The organism is Myxococcaceae bacterium JPH2 (assembly GCA_016458225.1).
In the GTDB taxonomy this organism is placed as follows: Bacteria; Myxococcota; Myxococcia; order Myxococcales; family Myxococcaceae; genus Citreicoccus.
Genome location: JAEMGR010000001.1, coordinates 694608 through 714692 on the forward strand (window position 1 = coordinate 694608; position 20085 = coordinate 714692).

A 20085-nucleotide genomic window follows, 5' to 3' on the forward strand; every position below is an offset into this window, starting at 1 on the left:
CACACTCCTGTCAGGCTGGGCACTACCATTGACGGGCCAGGACGGAGTGCCGGTTCCGGCGTCTCTGCGGCAAAGAGACACATCCACCTCAGGCACGGGGCGCGGCGCGTCCGCGCCCACGAGGTCCCTCGTCCATGACCGCATCCTTGAAGCACCTCTCGACCTGGCGCGCGCTCGCGCTGGGGGCCGCCCTCGCTGTCTCGGGCGGCTGTGAGACCGCTCCCCCCGAGGCCGCGCCGCGCTCGGAATCCCTCTCACTCGAGACCGCCGAGCCCGTGCGCCACCCGGAGCGTCGCGGCATTGGCGCCATGGTGCTGCCGCCCCGAGGGCCCTCCGCGATGTCCCTCTCGGTGGACTCGCGCAGCTCGCTCATCGTCACGGACACGGCCATCCTGGTGAACTTCAGCTTCCAGCGGGTGATGAGCCAGCTGGTCGCGCAGTCCGGCGTCCCGGGCCTCACGCCGCTGCGCTTGTTCCAGGAGTGGTGGGACACGAACAACTTCGCGCCGGGCCTGGGGCTGGGCGGTCCGCACTGCGATGACGCCGGCTTCGACGGGCAGACGGCGCTGAACCAGTTCCCGTACCTGTGCGCGCGCATCGAGGGCACCCAGTCCACCCTCAATCCGTTCGACCCCAACGCCAAGGCACCCGCGTACGTGCCCGCCGCGGTGGTGAATCGCTTTGACCTGGCGCCCGCGAATGGCTCGGACTGCGGCGAGTACCGCATCGTCTTCGTCAAGCGCACGGGCATGACGGACCCCAGCAATCGCAACCTCCTCATCTTCGAGGCGGTGTTGCCCAATCCCAATCCCGCGCAGGGGCTCAATGGCTGCCGCCCCGTGGCGGACCTGTGGGCCAGGCTCAGCACCATTCCCGACGCGACCGAGCGCTCGAAGGTGCTGTCCAACTTCTACTTCGAGGGGCTCACGGGCTTCATGCCGGTGGTGCACATCGACAACTACGGCAACCGCTCGGGCCCCGTGGCCACGGGCCAGGTGCGCACCAACCAGTTCATGGCGCCGCCCTGGACGCTGCGCGAGTTCAAGGTCCGCCAGCAGTTCTGCTCCGGCGTCACGCCCTGCGCCATGCGCTTCATCCCGGTGACGGTGAAGACCAACCCGGGCGCCACGCTCTTCTCGCTCTTCTCGGGGCACCCGAAGGCTCCCGCCTTCCAGAGCACGGCCTTTCCCTCGCAGGTTCCCTTCCTCGCCTTCAACGACCTCAACCTGTTCAACTACTCCGTCGCGGATACGTTCAACAGCGGCGAGAGCAATGCGCAGGGTAGCGACAACGACTACATCCAAGCCTTTGGCTTCAGCACCAGCCCCTTCCGCACCAACATCCAGGCGCAGCTCACGGCGACCGGCAGCACGCTGAGCCCGGTGGACATGATCTCGCGCGCCCAGGCGCTCTCCTGTGCGGGCTGCCACCAGCTCAGCAACGGCGCGAACTTGGGCGGCGGCCTCACCTGGCCCTTCTCCGCGGGATTCACGCACGTGTCGGAACAGCAGGAGACGGGCCCGTTCGGACCGCGCTTCCAGATTTCCACCGCGCTCACCGGCACGTTCCTGCCCCACCGCAAGGCCGTGCTGGAGACGTTCCTCAACAGCTCATGCGGCGACGCGGTCTGCCAGCCGTGGGAGACGCACGCGGCCTGCATCAAGGACTGCCCGTAGACGCGGCGCGGACAGCCGGGGCGAACCCGACCCGGGATGGATGCCTTCACGGAATGTGAACAACCACACACTCACGTCAGGGTCCGCACTAGCATCTGCGGGCCAGGACGGAGTGCCGGTTCCGGCGTCTCTCTGGCTCAGAGAGACACGCTCACCTCAGGCACGGGGCGCGGCGCGTCCGTGCCCACGAGGTCCCACACCCATGTCCGCATTTCCGAAGACCCTCTCGCCCTGGCGCGCGCTCGCGCTGGGGGCCGCCCTCGCCCTCTCGGGGGGCTGCGAGCCCGAGCCCACGCGCGAAGCCGCGCCGCCGTCCGACCCCACCCCGACCGAGAGCGCCGAGGCCGCGCCCCACCCGGAGCGCCGTGGCATTGGCGCGATGACGCTGCCACCTCGCGGTCCTTCCGCCATGGCCATCTCGGTGGATCCGCGCAGCTCGCTCACCGTCACGGACACCACCATCCTCGCGCCCTTCACCTTCCAGCGCGTGATGAACCAGCTCGTCGCGCAGTCCGGCGTCGCGGGACTTACGTCGCTGCGCCTGTTCCAGGAGTGGTGGGACACGGCCAACCCGGCGCCGGGCCTGGGCCTGGGCGGTCCGCACTGCAATGACTCCATCTTCGCGGGCCAGCCGTCGCTGAACACGTTCCCCTATCTCTGTCCCCGTCAGGAGGGCGTGCAGGCCACCACCAACCCGTTCATCAGCCCGGGCACCAACGTCGACGAGTACGTGCCCGCCGCGCTGGTCAACCGCTTTGACCTGGCGCCCGCGAGCGGCTCGGACTGTGGCGAGTACCGCATCGTCTTCGTCAAGCGCTCGGGCATGACGAACCCCGGCAATCGCAACCTCATCATCTTCGAGGCGGTGCTGCCCAACCCCAATCCCGCGCTGGGGCTCAATGGCTGCCGCCCCGTGACGGACATGTGGGCCAAGCTCACGTCGCTGCCCAACCCCACCGACCGCGCCAACCTGCTGAATGACTTCTATTTCAATGGGCTCCCCGGCTTCATGCCGGTGGTCCACATCGACAACTACGGCAACCGCACGGGCAGCGTGGCCACGGGACAGGTGCGCTCCAACCAGTTCATGCAGGGCCCCTGGACGCTGCGCGAGTTCAAGCTGCGCCTGCAGATCTGCAGCACCATCACGCCCTGCGCGCTGCGCTTCATTCCCGTGACGGTGAAGACCAACCCGGGCGGCACCCTGTTCGCCCCCGCCTCGACCCATCCGCAGGCGCCGGCCTTCCAGGGCCCGGCCTTCCCCGCCGAGGTCCCCACCCTCGCCGTCAATGACATCAACCTGTTCAACCTCAACGTCGCGAATGTCTTCAACAGCGGCCAGAGCAACGCGCAGGGCCCGGAGAATGACTACCTCGCCGCGTTCGGCCCTGGCCCCAGCCCCTTCCACACCAACATCCAGACGCAGCTCACGGCGGTGGGCAGCACGCTGACGCCGCAGAACATCGTCGCGCGCGCCGAGGCGCTCTCATGCGCGGGCTGTCACCAGCTCAGCAATGGCGCGAACCTGGGCGGTGGCCTCATCTGGCCTCCGTCCGCGGGCTTCGTTCACGTGACGGAGCAGCTGGAGCCGGGCCCGTTCGGCACGCGCTTCCGCATCTCGCCGGCGCTCACCACCACGTTCCTGCCCCACCGCAAGGCCGTGCTGGAGACGTTCCTCAACAGCTCGTGCGGCGACGCCACCTGCCAGCCGTGGGAGACGCACGCGGCCTGCTCGGCGGACTGCCCGTAACCGCGACGCGGCATGCGCCGCGCTTCTCCAAATGACGAACGCGGCATGCGCCGCGCTTCTCTACACGGGAGGCGCGGCGCGCACGGGCTCGGCGGAGACATCGGGCCGGCGCAGCATCGAAGCCGCCACACCGCTCAAGCCCACCAGTCCCACCAGGTTCGGGAACACCTGCAAGCCATTCATCAGGTCACCCCAGGCCCAGATGGTCTCCACCTTGCCCATGGCGCCCATCACGATGAGCCCGCAGTAGAGCCAGCGATAGGGCTTCGTGACGCGTGGGCCCAACGCGTACGACAGGAACTGCTCGCCGTAGTACGCCCACCCGATGAGCGTGGTGTAGCCGAAGAGGAACGCGCAGAAGGCCACGACCCAGCCGCCTACGGTGGGGATGACCGTCTCGAAGCCTCGCGCCACCGCGGCCGTGCTCGTCAGCCCTGACGTCCACGCGCCGCTCACCAGGATGACGAGCGCGCTGAGCGTGGACGTGACGCACGAGACGATGAACACCTCCATCACCGCCTGGAGCCCCTGCCGCACCGGCTCCTCCGTCCGGGCCGAGCCATACGCCACCGCGGCGGTGCCATACCCGGCCTCGTTGGCGTAGATGCCTCGCGCGATGCCGTAGCGCAGCGCGACCATCATCCCCACCCCCGCCGCGCCGCCACCGGCCGCGCGCATCGAGAAGGCCTCCTGCACGACGAGCGCGAGCACGTCGGGGAGCCGCGCCGCATGCGCGAGGATGACGACGAGCCCGCCCACCAGATACAGCCCCACCTTCAGCGGAGCCAACTTCGCCGCCGCGCGGCCGATGCTCTTCACGCCGCCAATCACCACCAGCCACGTGAGCACCGCGATGACCGCGCCCGAAACCCACGGAGGGATGGCGAACTGGCTTTGCAGCACCACGGCCATGGAGTTGGGCTGGGTGAACGGCGTCGTGGTGAGCGCGGCCACGCCGGCCACCAGCGCGTACACCCAGGCGAGCCGAGGCGCGCCGAGCCCGTCCTTCAAATAGTGCATGGGCCCCGCGGACATCCGACCGCCCTCCGTCACGCGGTAGCGGATGCCCAGCACGGCCTCGGTGAACTTGATGGCCGTGGCGAAGAACCCGTAGACCCAGATCCAGAACAGCGCGCCCGGCCCACCGCTGACGATGGCCGTGGCCACGCCCGCGATGTTGCCCGTGCCGATAGAGGCCCCCAGCGCCGTCATGAACGCCTGGAAGGGACTCAGCGCGCCCGCGCCGCGCGCCTCCGCGGGACGCATCGCGCGCAGGGCCTCTCGAAAGCGCACCACCTGCACGAAGCGCAGCCGAACGGTGAGGAAGACGCCCGTGCCCAACAGCAGCGCGAGCGTCCAGGGTCCCCACACCGCGTTGCTCGCCACGTCGATGGCGACTCGCACTGGCTCGGGCAGGAGCGCCATGGTCAGGGCACCGCTTTCTTCGCGGGCGCCGGGGCCGGCTGCTTCGCCGCGGGGACCGCCGGCGGCACGGGCAACAACGGCACGCGCCCCTCCGGATAGAGCGCGGTGACGCGGTCACCCTTCAGCTCCAGCGCGGCCAGGTGGTGCCCGTAGCCCGTGCTCAATCCCGTGTCGATGATGAACACGCGCCCCCCGAAGCGCACGTGGATGCGCCCGTCCTCCGTCGTGGTGTGGCCCAGCACCATGCGCCGCGCCCCGAAGGTGGCCAGCACCTGCGTGAGGCCCGCGTCCCACTTGGACTCCTCGTCCTGCGCGTAGCCTCGGAACCACAGCGGCCCCTCGCGCGCCACGCCGCCACCGGGAGGAGCGCCGGGCGTCACGTCCTGGAGCACCCAGCGATTGAGCCCCGCGAGCGTCTTCTCGGGGACGCCAGGCGCGAGCCCTCCGTGCATGAAGAGCGTGTCGTTGATGCGCACCACGGCGGCGTGCGAGCGCAGCCACTTGCCGTAGCGACCGTCCGGCGCGTATGCCGCGCGGTGCCCCGCCGTGCCGGGCGGATCCAACGGCTCTTCCGGAGCGGAGGATTGATCCGCGAACGTGGCGCGCTCTCCCGGCGTCACGTAGCGCAGGTCCCCGCGCATGTTCATCACCTCGTGGTTGCCCAGGAGCGCGTGCACGCGCCCGCCCGCGCGCCGAGCCTCGACCTCCAGGCGCATGAGCAGCTCATAGGCATCCCGGGTGTGCTCGCTCCGGTCCGGGATGTCTCCCGTCTGCACCAGGTGCGTCTTGCCGCCCACCCAGTGCCCCGCCTCGTCGATGACACCCGCCAGCTTCAGCACCTCGCGCAGCGACTCCACGTCGCCGTGGACATCGCCCACCGCGACGACGCGCTCCACACCCTGGAAGGAGTACGGCTCCTCCGCCGGGGGCGCCGCCACGGCCAGCGCGGGCACGAGCCACAGCACGGCCCAGCTCCCTCGCGAGATCGCGCTCATTTCCACGCGCATCCCTTGATGAGCTTGCAGTACTTCTCGTTCGTCGCCGTCTCGCACTTGGGCGGGATGCCCGAGCACATCTTGCTGCTGAAGTAGTAGATGCACCCCGGCTGCGTGTTGCAGAAGGTCTGCGAATAGACGCCGCAGAACGTCGCCTTGCCCGTGCAGTGCCCACCCGAGGCATCGGTCACGGTGGCCTCTTTCTTGGTGACCTGCGACGTCCCCGCATCCGGGCGCGGGCCTTGTGCCCACGCGCTCAGCCCCACCGCCCACACCGCGCACCCCACCAGGAGCGCACTCCGCTTCATTCGTCGAATCATGGTGCCATTGTCTCCGCGCCCACCCCGGCCCGCATCCGTCTCCGCTTGGACACTCGCGATTCTACGGGACTCCCCGCCAGCCGCGCCAAAATGGCGGGAGCGGGGACACCCCTGACGGGACGGTGTAGAGTCGCGGGAGCATTTGCCACCCTCCCAAACACCCATGCAGCAGAAGATTGCCGTCGACCTGTCGACGACCGCCGTGCCCAGCCAGGGGCAGAATCCTCCGGCGCAGCGCATCGTGCCGGCGTTGACGCTCGTCTCCCATCCCCATCCGCAGCGCATCGGAGAGCGGCTCCTGTTCCAGGCGTTCGCCGAGGTGGGCCGCCCCGTCAGCCTGTCTCGCAACGCGCCGGACTTCTCTCGCCCGGATGGCTTGATGGCCCTGCCGCTGGGAGACCCGTTCCTCAGCCGCAAGCCCGTGCAGTTCGAGCCCGGTCCTCGCGGCGGCCTGCGGATGCTCGTGCCCGAGGACGGCACGCAGGTGCAGGTGGCCGGAGAGGCCGTCGTCGGCGGTCGCGAGTTCTCGCTCGAGGAACTCCGAGCGGGAATCCCCCTGGTGCTCGCCGAGCGCATCGTGCTGCTGCTGCACCTGACCTCCACGGGCCGCGCGCCCGTCGCCGGGGACCTGGGCATGGTGGGCCAGGGCGAGGCCATCCAGCAGGTGCGCGAGGACATTCGCCGCGTGGCGGATCTCCACGTGCCCGTGCTCATTCGCGGTGAGACGGGCACCGGCAAGGAGCTGGTCGCACGCGCCATTCATGAGCAGGGCCCACGCCGCGCGGGCCCCTTCATCAGCGTCAACCTGGGCGCGCTGTCCAAGGAGCTGGTCGCCGCCGAGCTGTTCGGCGCGCAGCGCGGCGCGTACACCGGCTCCACGCGAGAGCGCGACGGCTACTTCCGCGCGGCGCAGGGAGGCACCCTCTTCCTCGACGAGGTGGGCGAGGCCCCGCCCGAGGTGCAGGTGGCGCTCTTGCGCGTGCTGGAGACGAGCGAGGTGTATCCGGTGGGCGGCCACGCGCCGGTGCCCATCGACGTGCGGCTCGTCACCGCCACGGACGCGAACCTGGAGGCGCGCAGCGAGGAGGGCCTCTTCCGCGCCCCGCTGCTGCACCGGCTGGCGGGCTTCGAGATTCGCGTGCCGCCGTTGCGCGAGCGCCGCGAGGACATCGGGCCGTTGTTCCTTCACTTCGCCCGACAGGAGCTGGAGACCACGGGCGAGGTCGCGCGCCTGTCCTCCACCGCCGCGAGAGCCGAGCCCTGGCTGCCCGCGGCGCTGGCCCTGCGACTGGCGCGCTTCGCGTGGCCCGGCAACATCCGCCAGCTTCGCAACGTGGCCCGCCAGCTCGTCATTGGCAGTCGCGGCCTGCCGGGCTTCCGCGTCGATGCGCGCCTGGAGCAGGAGCTGGATGGCGCAGCGAGCCCCGTGCCCGGCCGAGCCCTGACCGACGCCGCTCCCGACACGCCCGGCCCCATCGAGGAGAAGCCCGCCCGTCGCAAGCCCTCGGACGTGGGCGAGCAGGAGCTCCTGGAGGCCCTGCGCTCGTGCTCGTGGGACCTCAAGGCCGCCGCGGATTGGCTGGGCATTCCCCGCTCCTCGGTCTACGTCCTCATCGACAAGAGTTCGCTGTTGCGCACCGCTCGCGACGTGAGCCCGGAGGAGATCACCCGCTGCTTCCACGAGTGCCAGGGGGACCTGGACAAGATGGTGCAACGGCTGGAGGTCTCCCGCCGCGCCCTCCAGCGCCGCGTGCGTGAGCTGGGATTGGGCGAGCCCTGAAATTGGACGCGTCAGCCTCGCGTGTGACACGCCGCTGACGCGTCCGCCCCCACCTTCACGCGCGAGCGCTCGGTGCATCTTCGAGTGACGGCGACGTCGGCCGCTGCTGGTACGGTGCCTGCAATCTCACGTGGACCGCAGCATCCGGACATCCCCACGTGAGGAATGGAGCCTCACCGCAATGACGCACGTCACCATCGAGATACGACCGGATGACATCCGGTACTCTCCGAGCCAGTTGGTCAATCAGGGCGACACCGTGACCTTCCAGCTCGACAGCATCATCGGGCCCGTCACCGTGTTCTTTGACAACGGGACCTGCCTGACCGCGCCCAATCCCTTCACGCTGAATGGGCAGACGCTCCAGCAGGCCAACACCTTCGTGGCGCTCACCGCCATGTCGGGGGCCTATCCGTTCACCGTGACCATCCCCGACATGCCGAAGCGGCACAGCAAGCACGGCGGGGAGCACGAAGTGAAGAAGGGCGGCCTGGAGGTCTCGACGGATCCGCCGAAGTAGTCGGCGCTTACGGAAGCGCCGCGAGCCGGCCCTTCCAGACCGGCGCGAGGTTGGGGTTGTCCACCAACGCTCGCGCCAGTTCCTCACGAGCCTGAGTCCTCCACGCCTGTTGTTGCGCGGGGGACGCGGGCCGCGTCGCGCGCGCGCCCATGAGGCTGGCATGCAGCGCCGCGGCTCGGGCCCACTTCGGCCGCGCGGCGAGAATCTCCTCCACCCACGTCAATCCCTGCTGCAGCTCCGCCGTGGAGTCGCGGCCCTGGCGCGCCTTCCAGTCCGCCCAGACGCGGTGCAGGTCCGCGGAGGCCAGCCGCAAGTCCGCGCGCCGCGGATCCAACTCCAGCGCCTGATGAAACGCGCTCGCGGCCCGCGCGAAGTCCTCCTCCACCGCCTGCCCTCGCGCCGCCTTGCCGCGCGCCCGCACGGCGAGCGCCTCGCCCTGCGCGCGCCACGCGCCGCCCAAGCGCGGGTTGAAGCCCAGGGCCCGGCGCAGCGCCTCCTCCGCGGGAGCAAGCTCCGCTTCCGGATCTCCCCCCTGCTCCAGCACCCACGCGGCCCGGTACACCCGCACCCGCGCGAGGCTCGTCCACACGTCCGCGTCCTCGGGCAGGAACGTGAGGGCCCGCGTGTACACCTCTTCGGCGGCGCGCACGGCGGGGCCCGGGTCGTCGCGGCGCGCGAGCAGGAAGGCCGCGCGGGCCGACCACACCTCGCCCTGGTTGTTGTAGGCAAAGCCCTGCTGGGGCGCGACGTCGCGCGCCGCGGTGAAGGCCCTCATGGCCTCGGCCAGGAGCGGCTCGGGGTCTCCGCCATCCTCCCAGCGCTGCTCCGCGTGCCACACCAGCACCGAGCCCCGCCCATTGTGCAGCTGCGGCAGCTTGGGATTGATGGCCAGGCCCTGCTCATAGAGCGACAGCGCCTTCTCCAGGTCGGCCGTGAAGGGCTCGCCCCGGTCGCGGTGCCGATGCGCGAGCTGCTCGGAGACGTCCGCCGCCTGGAAGCAGGCCGGCACGTTGGCGGGGTTCAACGTGAGCGCGCGGGTGAGCGCATCCCGCGCCAGCGCCAGGTCTCCCGCGGCGTCCGGCGCGCGAGGATTGGACGCCCGCGCGCGATACGCCCCGCCCAGGCAGATCCACGCGTCCGATTGGTTCTCCCGCACGAGGATGGCCTGAAGGCACGCATCGATGGCCTTGCCCTGATGGACGAGCGGCTCGCCGCCATGCTCGCCTTCGTAGTCCGCCCACACCTGCCACGTCAGGCCCAGGTTGACGTGAAAGGCATAGTCGCGCTCCTCGGCGGGGATCTGCTCGAAGGTCTCGGTGGCCAGCCGGAGCTGCTCGCGCGGATCCTGCCCCTGGCGTTGCCGGTAGCGCGCCCACAGCCGATACGACAACGCCTGCTCCAACGGCACACGCGCGCGCTTGGGCGCGAGCACCTGCGCGGCGCGCGCCGCGGCGATGGACTTGCCGAGGAGCGCCTCCACGTCCTCGCCTCCGCGATTGGAGCGCTGCTCGGCGAGCCGGCGGTGGAAGCGCGCCTCCAGCACGTGCACGCGGTAGTCATCCGGCGCGGCCACGAGCGCGCGGCTCAAGGCATCCAAGCCCCGCTCGTAGTGCGGCAGCACGTTGCCCTCGCCGTACAGCTCCATGACGAGCGCGGCCAGCTCCAACCGGCCCAGCACGTAGTGCGCGCCCGGCTGGCTCTCCGCGGTCGCGGCGGCGGAGAGATAGGCCTTCCGCCCCTCGTCCAGGTCCGCCTGCGAGCCGGGACGGTCCCCCTGGTGCCAACGCTGCGTGGCGCGCGCCAGGAGGATGTCGCCGCGCAGGAGCGGAGACTCGTAGAACCAGGGCTGCGCGCGGCCCATGTCCTCCAGGTGTCCGAGCGCCTCTTCGTAGCGGCCCTCGTAGAACGCGAACAGCGCCTTCACGTACAACGGCGGCGCGGGAACGTCCGGCCCATCGGCCTGACGCAGATACGCGAGCGCCGGATCGCGATAGCGCTGCTCCAGCTCACGGCGCCGCGCCTCGCGCTGCTCGGGCCCGCGGCGCTCCACGTCCAGCAGCAGCTGATCCCGATAGAGATTGCCCAGCACCAGCGCGAGCGCCCACGCCACGCGAGGCTCCCGGTACCCCTGCGCCCACGCGGACTCCAGCCGCTCGCGCGCGCCCTCCAGGTCGTCGAGCACGAGCAGCGCTCGCCCCAGGGCGTACTGACCGGGCCCTCGCGCCTGCGCGCCCGCCTCGCGCACCTCCGCCTCCAGCGCGTCCATGCTCTGGCGCAGCGCCGCGCGGTCCTCGCGCGTGTCGTGCAACCGGGCCAGCGCCGAGTAGCGCGCCGCCGCCTCGATGCGCTCCACCCGCTCGGTGAAGCGCCGCGACAGCCGCTCGCGCTCGGCCACCTCGCGCCGGGCATGGAGCGTCTGCCCCACCGCGCCAGACACCAGGGCCAGCGCCGCCGCGCCCGTCGCGAGCGCGACCCGATGGCGCCGGGCCTTCTTGCGCAGCCGGTAGCCCAGCCCCTGGCGCGCCTGCACCGGCTCGCCCTCGAGGAAGCGGTCCAGGTCCTGCGCGAGCGCGTGCGCCGAGTCGTAGCGGGACGGCCGCTCCTTCTCCAGGCACTTGAGGACGATGGCCTCCAGGTCCTGGGGGATGTCCGCGTCGAGCGAGCGCGGCGCCATCACCTCCTCCGCCTGAAGCCGCGCGATGATCTCCTGCCCGGTGGCGCCCGTGAAGGGCGGTCGTCCCGTGAGCAGCGTGTAGAGCGTGGCGCCCAGCGCATAGACATCCACGCGGCGGTCCAGCCGGGACACCTCGCCCCGCGCCTGCTCGGGGGCCATGTAGTGCGGCGTGCCCAGCACCGCGCTGGCGCTGCTGCCCTCCTCGCGCCAGTCGTGCGCCAGACCGAAGTCCATCACGAAGGGCGCGAAGTCACCGTCCTCGCCGCGCTCCACCAGGATGTTGCCGGGCTTGATGTCGCGGTGGATGAGTCCGGCGCGATGCGCGGCGTGCACGCCCTCGGCCGCCTGCCGCAGCACGAGCACCTTCTGCTCCAGCGTGAGCGACTCGGCGAACACGCCCAAAGGCTGGCCATCCACGTACCGCATGGCGATGTAGCCACGGCCCTGGACCTCGCCCACCTCGTACACCTCGCACACGCGGGCGTGACGGACGCGGGCCTGCGCGCGGGCCTCGGAGAGGAAGCGGCGCGCCAGCTCCGGGTCCTCGCCGCGCACGAACTTGAGGGCCACGTTGCGGCGCAGCATCGGGTCATACGCCAGGAACACCCACCCCATGCCGCCCTGCCCCAGGAAGCGCACCGGCTGGTAGCGCTCCCACTCCGGCACCGGGAAGGCGGGCGGACCGGACGAAGGCGGCGGGGAGGCCCCTGGCGTGACGGGGGTCAGCGTGGCGGCCTCGTGCGGGAGTCCAGCGACCTCGGCCATCGGTGACAGCTCGGGGCGGCCCAGCTCGCGCCGCAGCACCTGCAACGTGTCCTCGGAGAGCCGGCCGCGCTCGCGAAGCAGCTCCAAGGGACCGCGCGCCAGACGCAGGGCCTCCTGCCGAAGGGCCGCCGCCTCCTCCTGGGAGAGCAGCCCCTCGTCCAGCGCGAGGAGCAGCTCCTCCTCGTCGGTTCCCGCGTCGCGCCCCGCCATTCGCACGGGGCACAGCATACCCAGGCACTCAGGAGACACGAGAGCGCTCTGGGAACTACCAGGCTCCGGGAAACCGAGAGTGGACACCGGGCCGGGTGTCCACCGTCGTCTGTCTCCCGGAGCCTTCCTCACGCGCCCTGACTCAGGCGCGCTTGCGACGACGCAGGCCCAGCAGGCCCAGCAGGCCCAGCCAGGAGGCATCAGGCGCGACGCTGCAGCCACCACCCGCGAAGGCGCGGGTGAAGGCCACGGTCCACGTGTGGACGGCGGGGGTTGCGTCCACGTTGCCCGCGGCATCCACGGCGCGCACCTTGAGGGTGTGCGTGCCGGGCTTCACGTCGTACGACTCCTGGCACTCGCCGTAAGCGCCGTTGTCGAGGCTGCACTCGTAGCGCACGCCGTCCTCGGAGGCGCCGTACTCGAAGCCCGACTGCTCCTCCTCGGTGCGCTCCTCGGGGCCCCGCCGGATGACCGTGTCGGGAGCCTGCGTGTCGATGCGGAACGAGTCGTTGTTCGAGGCGGGGCTCGTGGAGCCCTGCGGGTTGGACGCCGTGGCCGTCACCGTGTGCGCGCCATCCGCCAGCGGCGTGGTCGGCTTGCAGCTCCACTTTCCGGTGTCATCCGCCGTGGCGGTGCACACCACGGTGGAGCCCTCGCGCACCGTCACCGTGTTGCCCGGGGTCGCGGTGCCCTGGATGACGGGCGTGCCCGTGGCCAACAGCGAGCCCGGAGCCGGACCGGTGATGACCGGCGCGGTGGGCGGCTGCAGGTCCAGCACGAACGTCTTCGCCGGCGCCTTCTCGGTGGCGCTGACCACGGTGGACGTCACCACCGCGGAGTGCGTGCCGGAGGTGACTCCGGTGGCCGTGCAGCTCCAGTGGCCCGTGGCATCCGCCGTGGCGGTGCACGCGGGCGTGGTGCCGCCATCCAGGTACACCGTCACGGTGGCGCCCGGGGTGGCGGTGCCGCCCAGGTCCACGCCCGTGGTGCCGTGGGGCTGCGTCTGGGTGAGCGCCGGGATGAGCTGGCAGATGGAGAGCGAGTTCGCGCTCCAGGTGACCGCGGTGTTCGAGTTGTTGGCGATGCCGCAGTCCGTGTCGATGAGGCCCACGCGCACGTCACCGGTCAGCGCGTCGAAGTCACGCGACAGCCCGAAGCCCGAGGCCATGCCCTCCTCGCGCGTGGCCTTGGCCGTGACGGTGCCGCCGTAGCCCAGCGGGAACGCCGTGCCCGAGGCGTTGACGCCCAGGATGCCGGGGTACCAGGACGCGTTGCCCGAGTAGCTGACCGCGCCCGAGACGTAGCGCATGCGGTAGCGGCCCGGCACGGTGAGCGCGGGCTGCGCCAGCGCCGCGGCCAGCGACGGCGACGTGATGCTCGTCACCTGGTTGCACTCCGCCACCCCGCGGCGCGTGATGTACGCCTGCACCTGGGTGTTCTGGCACGCGAAGCCGGTCTCCACGGCGCAGGTGGCCGAGCAGCCGTCGCCGTTCACCGTGTTGCCGTCGTCGCACGCCTCGGAGGCCGCCTTGACGCCATCACCGCACGTCACGGCGCACACGGACGGGTTCTGGTTGCAGGTGTAGCCCGCCTCGACGGCGCAGCTCGCCGAGCAGCCATCGCCCGCCTTCGTGTTGCCGTCGTCGCACAGCTCGCCGTCATCCAGCACGCCGTTGCCGCAGACGTTCGCCGCGACGCACACGTGGGTGGAGGGGCTGCACAGCCCGCTGTCGCAGACGCCGGACGCCGCGCAGGCCTGGCCCACTTCCCACAAGCACCGGGGCGAGCAGGTGTCACCGCTGGACAGGTTGCCGTCGTCGCACACCTCGGAGCCGGCCACCACGCCGTCGCCGCAGGACGTACGGCACGTGCTGGGCGCGCCGCTGCACGAGTAGCCCGACTCCACGGCGCACGTGGCCGAGCAGCCATCGCCGGCCGCCGCGTTGCCGTCATCGCACATCTCACCCGCGTCCAGCTTGCCGTTGCCGCAGGAGTTGAAGCACGTGTTGCCCGGGGCCGGGCAGCTCCAGCCCGGCTCCACGGCGCACGTGGCCGAGCAGCCGTCGCCCACCGTCGTGTTGCCGTCGTCGCACTTCTCGCTGCCCGCGGTGATGCCATCACCGCAGAGGGTGGCGCAGGCGCTGGGCGCGCCGTTGCACGAGTAGCCCGTCTCCACCAGACAGCCCGGCGAGCAGCCATCGCCCGCCTTCGTGTTGTTGTCATCGCACGTCTCGTTCGCGTCCACCGTGCCGTTGCCGCAGGTGGCCACGCACACGGACGGCCCCGCCGCCGGCCGGCTGCACGCGTAGCCCGGCTCCGCGCGGCACTCGGTGCCACAGCCGTCCTGCGGCGCGAGGTTGCCGTCGTCGCACTGCTCACCCGGGTCCACCTGGCCGTTGCCGCACGTCTTCACGCAGGGCTGGCCCACCACGGGGCACGCGTAGCCCAGCTCCAGGGTGCACGCGTTGGAGCAGCCATCGCCCAGGTTGCTGTTGCCGTCGTCGCACAGCTCGCCCGAGTCCAGGTGGCCGTTGCCGCACAGGGTGGCGCACTTGGAGGGGACATCCGAGCACTCGTAGCCGCGCTCGATGCGGCACGCCGCGGAGCAGCCGTCCGAGTCGAACAGGTTGCCGTCATCGCACAGCTCGCCCGGGTCGATGGCCCCGTTGCCGCACGTCTTCACGCAGGCCTTGCCCTCGGTGGGGCAGGAGTAGCCACCCTCCACGCGGCAGCTCGCGTTGCAGCCGTCGCCGGCCGTGGCGTTGCCGTCGTCGCACTGCTCGCCCGGGTTGAGCGCGCCGTTGCCGCAGGTGGCGGCGCAGGTGCTCGGCTGACCGGTGCAGCCATAGCCCGGCTCGATGCCACAGGAATTGCTGCAGCCATCGCCGTTGACCGTGTTGTGGTCGTCGCACTCCTCGCGCAGCGAGATGACGCCGTCGCCGCACTTGTCGTCGTACGCATCCACGAACAGGTAGCGGAAGGCGTTGGGCGCATTCTCCTCGTTCTCGTTGCACAGCTCGATGCGGTTGAGCCCCAGGCGCCAGGACGAGCTGGCACCGAACTCGCGGATGATGTTCTTCTGCCAGGGCTGGCCCGCGGGCTGGCTGATGACCGTGGGCGTCACGTTGGTGCCGTTGACCTTCGCGCTGTCGAACTGGTTGTCATTGAAGGTGGCCAGCCGCAGACGGAACTGCGACACGTTGGTCGTCGAGGGGACCATGAAGTCCTGGTACACGCAGACCGGCGCGCCCAGCGGCGCCGCCATGTAGCGCGCCGTCTGAAGCTCCTGGGGCCAGTCATTGGCGTTGCGCACGCCCGGGTCCGAGGGCAAGCCAGAGCCCACGTAGAGCCAGTGCGAGTCCTTGCCGGACTCCAGGCGCCGGTTGTGCTCATCCACGCCGGTGTTGAACACCGCCACGCCCGCGCGGACACAGCGGCTGGGGCTGCCCGCGCACGCGAAGCCCGGCTCCACTTCGCACTGGCGGCTGCAGCCGTCGCCCTCGAAGCGGTTGCCGTCGTCGCAGATCTCCTGCGCGTAGGACGGGTACTGCTTGTTGTCGAAGACGCCGTTGCCGCACAGCGACAGGTCGCACGTCGCCGAGCACCCGTTGCCGTTGTCCACCGTGTTGCCGTCGTCGCAGGCCTCGCCCACGTTGATGACGTTGTTGCCGCACAGGCTCGCCAGCGAACAGGCGCGCCCCGGCACGTGGCAGAGGTAGCCCGCCTCGATGACGCCCGCGGCGGAACAGCCGTCGCCGCTCACGGTGTTGCCGTCGTCACACTGCTCGCCCGGGTTGAGCCGACCGTCGCCCACCACCGAGAAGGACTGATGGGTCAGCGTGGAGGTCGCCGTCGTCGTGCGCGGCGCCTCCGACTCGCAGCCCGTGAGGGAGGAAAGCAGCGCGAGGACGAGCGCCGCGGATTTGAGAGTCACACGTGTGTTCATGGAATGCATGCCTCAGTTCTTCTCGAGGGTGTCGGAGGTGGGGGCGCCCTGCTGGACCTGCACGCCCTCCGCCTCGCCCAGAATCTTGAATTCCACGCGGCGGTTCTTCGCGCGGCCTTCCAGCGTCTTGTTGTCCGCGATGGGCTGCGTGGGGCCCAGGCCCTTGGACTCCAGGCGCTCGCGGCTCACGGCCTTGTTCACCAGGTACTTCACCACCGCCTCGGCGCGGCGCTGGGACAGGTCCATGTTGTAGGTGGCGTCACCCTTGTTGTCCGTGTGCCCCTCGATGCGGAGCTTCTGGATGTTGGGGTGCGACGCGAGGATGGAGGCCACGGTGTCGAGCAGCTTGTTGCTGCGCGCGCTGATGACGTCCTTGTTCTGCTCGAAGTAGATGGACTCGAGGATGCGGATCTGCCCCTCGTCGATCTGCGCCAGCTGCTTCTCCTTGCAGCCCTTGTTCTTCTCCGTGCCCTTCTCGTCCGGGCAGTTGTCCAGGCGGTCCACCAGACCGTCGCCGTCGCGATCCTGGTCGGGGCAGCCGCGGTTCTCCTTCGGGCCCGCCTCGTTCATGCACGCGTCCTTCGCGTCCGCGATGCCGTCCTTGTCGTTGTCCAGGTCCGGGCACCCGTCGGTGTCCTCGAACGAGTCCATGTCCTCGGCCTGCTTCGGGCACGCGTCCTTCGAGTCCGCGATGCCGTCGCCATCCGAGTCCGGATCATCCGGGCAGCCGTCCATGTCCTCGAAGCCGTTGACGTTCTCGGCCTGGGCCGGGCAGCGGTCCGCCAGGTTCATGATGCCGTCGTGGTCATCATCCGTGTCCGCGCAGCCGTTGAGCTGGGCGAGGCCCTTCTCGGACGGGCAGCGGTCCGCGACGTTCTTCACGCCGTCGCCATCCGCGTCCAGGTCGGGACACTCCGCCACGGTGTAGGGACGACCCTCCACACATTCCGCCACCCGGGCCGCGTCCGCGCCAAACGACACGCCCGCGAGCACGCGGAACTTGGGGGTGCCGGGCGTCTGGCCAAAGCCAGGGCCGCCCATCACATACACTTCCGAGCCGCCGCCCACCGGGGCGCGCAGGCCCAAGAGGGCCTCGAGCGACTTGGGAGCATTGGCCACCGGCAGGGTGCCGCGCACCACCAACTCCTCGCGAAGGCCAAACAGCCCCGCCGAGACGTTGACGCCGCCGTTCATCTCCACGCCCAGCTCATCGCGCAGCGGCTGCGTCTGGGGCGTCAGCGCATACTTCTTGGTGCGCACCAGCGCGCCCAGGTCCGCGCCCACCCGCCACGTGTTGCCCAGCGACTTGCCGAGCCCCAGGCGCGGGGTGAAGACAAACCCCTGGTCCTTGGTGAGGGCGCTCTCGCTGCCCAGCGGCAGGCCGACGCCCAGGTGCACGCCGAGGTCCATGGGGCCGTCGCGGTCCTCGGAGAGGACGCCCACGCGCGCCTGGAGCCACGGGGTGCCCAGCGCCATGGTCTCGGGCGAGGAGACGCCCAGGGCCGTGGTGTCCGGTCCCCACTGGGACATGAGGGGCACCTGCGCGCCCAACTCCAACCAATCCGTGACGGCATAGGCGCCGCTCAGGTGCGCGGTGACGCGATCCGAGACGATGACGCCGTGCTGCTCGTCACGCTCCAGCAACACCAAGGGCTTGCGCTCGTAATGCGCGGTGAGGGCGAGACGGTACTGCCCCTTCTGGAGCAGGTCGCCCGTGGACAGCACCAGGCTGTCTCGTGCGCCGGGGTTGAGCTGCAACCGCTCCAGCTCGATACCGGGGATGCTTTGACTCTGGGCCTGCGCGGTGAATGCCCACAGCACGGACATTCCGCCAAGCCACCAACGATGCTTTTGCGCGAACAAGGGTTCCTCCCAATGAACAGGTGTCCGGATTTGCACGCACCGCGCCACCGGGACGCGGGACGCATGCTCCGAGCGAGGCCCGGTCGGACCCACCACATCGGACCCGGACGCGGCGCCTTCTGACACGTCAAAGGCAGGAACGCGAAGCCCTAATTGGGGCCGTTGACGCGTCAGCCGGGGTTCCGCCCCCGCGGATCGCCCTCATTTCCATGGAATGGAACGTGCTTCGTGGCCCGACACGATGAGTCCCACGCCGTCCAGCCCTCCCAATGTCTTGCTGCTCCTGGTGGGCCAGCTCCAGTTCCCTCGCTTCGCCTATGACGAGGCCAGCAAGGCACACGTCGGCATGGCCCGAGGCATCAAGGAAGTGATGGGCTTCGCGCCGCTGAGCGAGGGCAATGCCTATGTGAGGCACTTCCCCGGCTTCATGGCGCTGCGCGAGCACGCGGTCTGCTTCCAACGCCACACCATCGCCAGCTCGGCCTGCACGCCCAGCCGGACCGCGCTGCTGACGGGGCAGTACGGCGCGATGACGGGCGTGACCCAATCCGAGGGCATCTTCAAGGAGGCCTCGGACCCGGCCTTCCCCTGGTTGGATCCGCATGGGGTTCCCACGCTGGGGGACTGGTTCCGGGCGGCGGGCTATTCCACGCACTACTTCGGCACGTGGCACGTCTCGCATCCCCGGCACGGCTCGCTCCAGGACTGGGGCTTCGGGGACTGGGAGCTGTCCCAGCCGGAGCCGCAGGGGAACAGCCACGGCGACCTGGGGGTCTATCGGGACATCGGCTTCACCGACCTGGCGGTCACCTTCCTGCGCCGCAAGGCCGCGGGGCTGGGCTTCGGCGGCAATCCCCAGCGCGCGCGAGACGAGGCCGGCAAGCCGTGGCTGGCGGTGCTGTCTTTGATGAACCCGGGGGACATCTCGGGCTATCCGCAGCAGTGGAACCAGGCGCTCCCCGGGGGATTGGAGCCAGGGCAGCCCCGGCGCATCCCGCCGCTCGGGGCGCGCACGCAGCCACCGCCCCAGGGCACCCTGCCAGTGGCGCTCAACCCCGAGGGACTTCCGCTCGACTGCGCCACGCTGCCGCCCACCCTGGAGGAGTCGCTGGACACCAAGCCCCGGGCGCAGTTGGACGCGTCCTACAAGGTGGGGCTGGCGCTGGCCACGCGAGGCAACGGCGCGGGCGAGGCGCGCTCCCCTCTGCCTTTCCAGCTCAGCGGAAACCCGCGCGGATGGTTCCTGGAGTACCTGCGCTTCTATACGTTCCTCCAGCAGCTCGTGGACCGGCAGATCGCCCGGGTCATGCGCTGCCTGAAGGACAGCGGATTGGCGGACAACACGCTGGTGGTCTTCTGCGCGGACCATGGCGAGCACGGCGGGGCGCACCGGGGGATGATCCAGAAGTGGCACAGCGCCTATGAGGAGGTCATCCACGTGCCCTTCGTGGTGTCCTCCCGGCGCGTCAATCCGGGGATTGCCATTGAGTACCGGGACGCGGTGACGAGCCACATCGACGTGGTGCCCACGCTGTTGGGATTGGCGGGCTTCGACGCGGGCGCGAGGGACCGGCTGGCACGACAGATTCCACACCAGACGGTGCAGCCCTTGGTGGGCGCGGACCTTTCGCCCTATCTGCGCGGAGAGGCGCCTGGCGTGACGGAGCCGAACGGGCAGTCGCGCGAGGCGGTCCTCTTCGTCACGGATGACATGGTGACGGAGCCCCTGCCCACGCCCGCGCAGGGCATCCGCATGAGGTTCGGCAGCTTCCTGGAGTCAGTGCGCCGAGCGGCGAGCGAAGCGAAGGCGCCCATCCGTCCGGGCGTGGTGACGCAGCCCTGCCATGTGCAGTGCGTCCGCTCGGCGGACTGGAAGCTGGTGCGCTACTGGGACCCCAAGGGCAACGCCGAAGCGGAGTATGAGTTGTATTACCTGCCGCAAGACGGAATCGAGGCAGTGAACCTGGTGAGCTGGCGCGGCGGAGAACCCGTGCTGGAGCCCACCCGGATTCCCGCGCACTGGGGCCTGAGCGCCGACCGCGCCCTCAAGGCCCTGACGGGACTGCGCGAACAGCTCACCTACCAACTGCGGACCAAGCTGCGCGCGTAACCAAACGCCCGGCGAGCGGACCGTCACGCGAACTTCGGCGCGGCGTAAGCA

The 20085-nt window shown here is 70.4% G+C and carries 11 protein-coding genes; 5 read left to right on the top strand and 6 right to left on the bottom strand.

Annotation, left to right across the window (positions count from 1 at the left end; all coding sequences use genetic code 11):
* The first annotated feature begins 134 nt into the window (after positions 1 to 134).
* Entirely contained in the window at positions 135 to 1676 is a 1542-nt protein-coding gene (locus JGU66_02955) for a hypothetical protein (protein MBJ6759707.1), read from the top strand.
* 202 nt (positions 1677 to 1878) lie between these two features.
* Positions 1879 to 3426 carry a hypothetical protein gene (locus JGU66_02960; protein ID MBJ6759708.1) on the top strand — a complete coding sequence of 516 codons (1548 nt, stop codon included), beginning with the start codon at positions 1879 to 1881 and terminating at the stop codon, positions 3424 to 3426.
* Between the two features lie 60 nt (positions 3427 to 3486).
* Here the strand turns inward: JGU66_02960 and JGU66_02965 are convergent, their stop codons facing one another.
* The 3 genes from JGU66_02965 to JGU66_02975 are packed head-to-tail and all read right to left on the bottom strand — an operon-like array spanning position 3487 to position 6166.
* The gene (locus tag JGU66_02965) at positions 3487 to 4851 is read right to left on the bottom strand and encodes a sodium:alanine symporter family protein (protein ID MBJ6759709.1); all 1365 of its coding nucleotides are present in this window, start codon (positions 4849 to 4851) and stop codon (positions 3487 to 3489) included.
* Between the two features lie 2 nt (positions 4852 to 4853).
* On the bottom strand, positions 4854 to 5846 hold the full coding sequence (locus tag JGU66_02970; GenBank protein ID MBJ6759710.1) for a metallophosphoesterase: 993 nt from the start codon (positions 5844 to 5846) through the stop codon (positions 4854 to 4856).
* Positions 5843 to 6166, bottom strand: coding sequence for a hypothetical protein (locus JGU66_02975; protein MBJ6759711.1), 324 nt, complete (start codon positions 6164 to 6166; stop codon positions 5843 to 5845). The genes JGU66_02970 and JGU66_02975 overlap by 4 nt, the downstream gene beginning before the upstream one ends.
* A 163-nt stretch (positions 6167 to 6329) precedes the next feature.
* Between JGU66_02975 and JGU66_02980 the strand changes: the two genes are divergently transcribed.
* Together JGU66_02980 and JGU66_02985 are read left to right on the top strand one after the other, a co-directional pair.
* Positions 6330 to 7946 carry a sigma-54-dependent Fis family transcriptional regulator gene (locus JGU66_02980; GenBank protein MBJ6759712.1) on the top strand — a complete coding sequence of 539 codons (1617 nt, stop codon included), beginning with the start codon at positions 6330 to 6332 and terminating at the stop codon, positions 7944 to 7946.
* Between the two features lie 181 nt (positions 7947 to 8127).
* Positions 8128 to 8466 carry a hypothetical protein gene (locus JGU66_02985; GenBank protein ID MBJ6759713.1) on the top strand — a complete coding sequence of 113 codons (339 nt, stop codon included), beginning with the start codon at positions 8128 to 8130 and terminating at the stop codon, positions 8464 to 8466.
* A 7-nt stretch (positions 8467 to 8473) separates the two neighbouring features.
* Here the strand turns inward: JGU66_02985 and JGU66_02990 are convergent, their stop codons facing one another.
* From JGU66_02990 to JGU66_03000, 3 genes are all read right to left on the bottom strand, one after another.
* Positions 8474 to 12133, bottom strand: coding sequence for a protein kinase (locus tag JGU66_02990; GenBank protein ID MBJ6759714.1), 3660 nt, complete (start codon positions 12131 to 12133; stop codon positions 8474 to 8476).
* Positions 12134 to 12257: 124 nt separating this feature from the next.
* Complete coding sequence (locus JGU66_02995) at positions 12258 to 16061, bottom strand: DUF4215 domain-containing protein (protein MBJ6759715.1); 3804 nt, start codon at positions 16059 to 16061, stop codon at positions 12258 to 12260.
* A gap of 12 nt (positions 16062 to 16073) precedes the next feature.
* Positions 16074 to 17888, bottom strand: coding sequence for an OmpA family protein (locus JGU66_03000; GenBank protein MBJ6759716.1), 1815 nt, complete (start codon positions 17886 to 17888; stop codon positions 16074 to 16076).
* Between the two features lie 277 nt (positions 17889 to 18165).
* Here JGU66_03000 and JGU66_03005 point away from each other — a divergent pair, with 277 nt between their 5' ends.
* Positions 18166 to 20034, top strand: a complete 1869-nt coding sequence (locus tag JGU66_03005; protein MBJ6759717.1) for a sulfatase-like hydrolase/transferase — start codon at positions 18166 to 18168, stop codon at positions 20032 to 20034.
* Positions 20035 to 20085: the final 51 nt, after the last annotated feature.

Coding starts and splice junctions, on each gene's coding strand:
- JGU66_02955 (MBJ6759707.1), top strand. CDS start 135: ATGACCGCATCCTTGAAGCACCTCTCGACCTGGCGCGCGCTCGCGCTG.
- JGU66_02960 (MBJ6759708.1), top strand. CDS start 1,879: ATGTCCGCATTTCCGAAGACCCTCTCGCCCTGGCGCGCGCTCGCGCTG.
- JGU66_02965 (MBJ6759709.1), bottom strand. CDS start 4,851: ATGGCGCTCCTGCCCGAGCCAGTGCGAGTCGCCATCGACGTGGCGAGC.
- JGU66_02970 (MBJ6759710.1), bottom strand. CDS start 5,846: ATGAGCGCGATCTCGCGAGGGAGCTGGGCCGTGCTGTGGCTCGTGCCC.
- JGU66_02975 (MBJ6759711.1), bottom strand. CDS start 6,166: ATGATTCGACGAATGAAGCGGAGTGCGCTCCTGGTGGGGTGCGCGGTG.
- JGU66_02980 (MBJ6759712.1), top strand. CDS start 6,330: ATGCAGCAGAAGATTGCCGTCGACCTGTCGACGACCGCCGTGCCCAGC.
- JGU66_02985 (MBJ6759713.1), top strand. CDS start 8,128: ATGACGCACGTCACCATCGAGATACGACCGGATGACATCCGGTACTCT.
- JGU66_02990 (MBJ6759714.1), bottom strand. CDS start 12,133: ATGCTGTGCCCCGTGCGAATGGCGGGGCGCGACGCGGGAACCGACGAG.
- JGU66_02995 (MBJ6759715.1), bottom strand. CDS start 16,061: ATGAACACACGTGTGACTCTCAAATCCGCGGCGCTCGTCCTCGCGCTG.
- JGU66_03000 (MBJ6759716.1), bottom strand. CDS start 17,888: ATGTCCGTGCTGTGGGCATTCACCGCGCAGGCCCAGAGTCAAAGCATC.
- JGU66_03005 (MBJ6759717.1), top strand. CDS start 18,166: ATGAGTCCCACGCCGTCCAGCCCTCCCAATGTCTTGCTGCTCCTGGTG.